4 protein-coding genes are annotated in these 3,638 nt (G+C 55.4%); all 4 read left to right on the forward strand.

Features of this window, described 5'->3' with window-relative positions; genetic code table 11:
• The coding region (locus tag ACESMW_RS18705; RefSeq protein WP_372988472.1) for a hypothetical protein at nucleotides 1-436 on the forward strand (436 nt) is incomplete at its 5' end.
• Between the two features lie 266 nt (nucleotides 437-702).
• Nucleotides 703-1,134, forward strand: coding sequence for a hypothetical protein (locus ACESMW_RS18710; RefSeq protein ID WP_372988473.1), 432 nt, complete (start codon nucleotides 703-705; stop codon nucleotides 1,132-1,134).
• 172 nt (nucleotides 1,135-1,306) lie between these two features.
• Nucleotides 1,307-2,620, forward strand: coding sequence for a hypothetical protein (locus ACESMW_RS18715; RefSeq protein WP_372988474.1), 1,314 nt, complete (start codon nucleotides 1,307-1,309; stop codon nucleotides 2,618-2,620).
• Nucleotides 2,621-2,637: 17 nt separating this feature from the next.
• Nucleotides 2,638-3,638: glycosyltransferase (locus ACESMW_RS18720; RefSeq protein WP_372988475.1), on the forward strand; the 1,001-nt coding region annotated here is incomplete at its 3' end.

Genomic DNA, 3,638 nt, shown 5'->3' on the forward strand with positions numbered 1-3,638 from the left:
CCTGCAGAGAGCCAGCCAGGCCCTGGGTCAGGCAATCGAAGTCCGATTGCACCCAAACTCGAATCTTGGCGCGGAACCATGGCCGCCAGAGTTGAAATTGGCTCCAGCAGACGAACGGCTGGAAGACTTTGCCAAACGCCACGGCCTTCTGCTCTGCGGCAATACCCAGGCCCAGGCAAAAGCCCTGGCGGATGGCACCGTTGTTGTCCATTGCGAGGGCCTCGACCCCCTGCCGTTTGATCACCATGACTACGTGAGAGATGGGATCTTGCCCGGCTGCAAAAAAATTGCCGGCATCAGCTATCAAAAAATCTTTGACTTTTACAAATCAGGAGATTACGAAAAGGCTTTGGGACGTCATATGGGACCGAATCCAGACCAAAGGAAGCCCGGTCTTAGTGAGTTTATCGCTTTATTGTTGGCTGCCCACGGTTGATGAGATTGAGCCTAAATGGTATTCACCTTAGGTGAAATGGCAATATTTAGGCGGTACAACTTAACCATATCCCGAACAACTCGCAGACCTTGAAACAGCCAGCGCAGAGTAAAGGTAACTTTGCGCAAGGGGTTGATCATCGTTTGCTCAATTTTAACCCTCCCTCGATTCCTGAGAAGTGAGGCATACTATAACCCTTTGCAATCTAACTCTGGCAAGGCAGCCCTGGGCACCCCCCAAACGTTCTCCCGCATGGAGCGGGCCAGTTGCTGCAGGTTCTTTCCAGGGCACAGGCGGCGCTCGGCCGCCCCTTGTTGCTGCGCCTTCATCCCAACTCGCGACTTTGGGGCATACAGTTGCCTGAAAACATGCAGATGCAGGAACGCGGCGCACCGATGGAGGCATTCTTCTCTGCAGTCGGGCTGGTCTTCGCCGGGAACACACAGACGCAGTTCAATGCCCTCTGTCACGGCCTCGCCGTGATACAGCTCCCGGGACTGGATCCGCTCGTATTCGATCACCATGGATATGTGCGCAGGGGAATCGTCTTCGGGTTGCGTGAGATTTCTGGCCTCGACCTGGATGAGGTGGTCCGCTTCTACGCCGACAGCCGGTTCAGCGCGGAGATGAGAAAGCTTCTGGGGCCGCGGCCGGAACACAGGTCCCCACCGTTGTCCGCACTGCTGGAAGCGATATGAATGATGGAGTGGAATCCATGTGTTCCGGGCAACCCCAGTCTCTGCTGCAACGACCGAAGGCTCGGAAGGTCGGGGAATACGCCATGCGCATTGCCGGTGCGTCTCTGCGACCCGGGCATCGGCTTGGTTTCCATCGCGGAAGGGAACGCTGGGCGCTAGTGGTGCCCAGGCAATGAGAACGAAAGCCCCAGTCTGGATCGCATCCTCCTTCATTGCGCCGTGGATGCTCCTGATTGCCGCGTGGCAGTCCAAGAGCTTGCGCTATCGGCACTGGATGCTGACGCTGTTCGTGACGCTGTACGGCACGACGATCACCATCGCGTTTGATCCCTCCGGCCAAGGGCCAGACGGTGTTCGCCATCTACTTGGCGTGTATACACATTACGTGGGGCTGGGCTTCGGCCAGTTTCTTTCTGAACTTTGGCAAATTCTGACCTTTCAGGAAAGCGATGCGCCAAGCAAGGATGTCTATAAGCATCTGCTGTCCTATCTAACGGGCGGAGTTCTTGGATTTCCGTCTCTCTTCTTCCCGATTGTCGCATTCGTGTATGGGTACTTTTTCACAGGGTCCATGCTGCATGTCTTCAGGCAGTTCGGCGAGACCAAGCTGACTTATGTCTTTCTTGGTTTTGCCGTACTGTTTTTTCTTGTCAAGAACATCGAAGGTGTCAATACGGTTCGTACATGGACCGGGATGTGGATCCTGGTTTACGCATGCCTGAAATACTACGAGACGAAGAAAATCCGTTACGCGGTTTTGATGTTCGTCCCGCCGTTTATTCACCTCGGGTACTTCATCATGGCGATACCGGCGTGGATTGTCTTGGTTGTCGGGAACAAGCCGCGCGTGTTTGCCATTCTTTTCGTTCTTTCGAGCTTCACGACTTTTTTCAACCCGGGAACGGTGACGGAGCTCATCGCCGTGACAGAAGTTGGAGAGAGCAGCGTTCGAGGGTATTTCAGGGAGGAGGTGGTGACCGGTGAGGAGATCCTGGAGACGGGTCGGGAAGCAGGGCTCAGGATCTGGCTGACGTTGGAGATGTTCGGCGTGCAGAAATGGGCGCTCAACATTTTCGTCTACGTTCTTCTATTAACGGGTGTCTATTTTTCGGTGATGAACCGGCAACAAAAGACGCTGTTCTCTGTCGGGCTTCTCACCATCACGCTTTCGAACGCGACCTGGTATCTCTATGCTGTATCGAACCGGAGTTGGGTTGTAGGTACGATTTTTCTTCTGGCCGCGTACTTGATGGCGCGACAGAACCCGTCCACAGCGCGACGATTACCGAATTCGAATCCGGTTTACAAGATTGGGCTACATTTGGTCCTGCTTCTCTTTGTTCCGTACTTTATTTACAATTTGACAATCCTGCTTGATTTTCCGAGCGTCTTTATGTTCGGGCTGCCGTTCGTGGTGTGGATCTTTCCGGAGGTAAATATTTCCATTAAAGAAGCGCTTCAGTATCTATTGGGTATTGGACGTTGATCCGGGAAAGAACGGGAGTGAGCAAACCATTTCGCATTCTTTTCGTCCTGACTCCGGCATTTGAACCAAACGGTGGCGGCGTGCAGATGTCGACCTACAAGCTCGGGCGATGGTTTGCCGGCCAAGGCCACGTGGTGGGCGTGTTTTCGCTCGAGAAGGCGGGGCATCGTGAGCAGGAGTTCGCCACGCTATTTGCGGCGCCGGAACGGGGAGGGGTTGGCGCGACAGCGAATCTAGAGGAACTGGCCCGGGTGTTGGGCGAATTCGAGCCGGATGTGGTCGTCAACCAGATGCCCTACGATCACCCGATCGGCAAAGTGTGTCGGGACGCCAAGCCCCCGCTGCTGCTGGGCTGCCTGCGGAATACACTCTTCTCGGTGAAGAACAATCTGGATGCGTACGGCGCTCGAGTGTTGCCGAAGCGAGCCGCACCGTTGTTTCGCAACAGGCTCGGGCGGTGGCTTCTGTTCGCGAACCATCGTTACCGCCACCGCCGCGATCTTGAGTGGATACTTCGCACGTACGACCATTTCGTCATGTTTGGCCCCCCCAATCTGGATGAATTGCGCTTCTTCGTCCCAGACTTCGACCCGGAGAAGATCCGGCTGATACCGAATTCGGTCCCTCGGGTTCTGGATGAACTGCCGTCAAAGGAAAAGCGGATTCTCTGGCTGGGTCGCGTGACCAACGAGCAGAAGCGTGCGGAGCTGATCCTTCCGCTGTGGAAGCGCATTCACAGGGCGCTGCCGGAATGGCAACTGGATGTGGTGGGAGACGGCCCGGCCCTGGAAACACTGCGGCACACGATCCGGGACGAGGGGATTGAGGGGGTTACCCTGCACGGCCGACAGAAGCCGGATGAATATTTCCGACGTGCCGCCATCTTCCTGATGACCTCATCTTTCGAGGGTTTCCCGAACACTGTGGTGGAAGCGCAGAGTTTCGGCGCGATTCCGGTGTTGTTCAACACCTTCCCGATTGCAGATTGGTTGGTCCAGGATGGCGTTAACGGGTTTTT

Source organism: Marinobacter sp. (genome assembly GCF_041690455.1).
Classification (GTDB): domain Bacteria; phylum Pseudomonadota; class Gammaproteobacteria; order Pseudomonadales; family Oleiphilaceae; genus Marinobacter.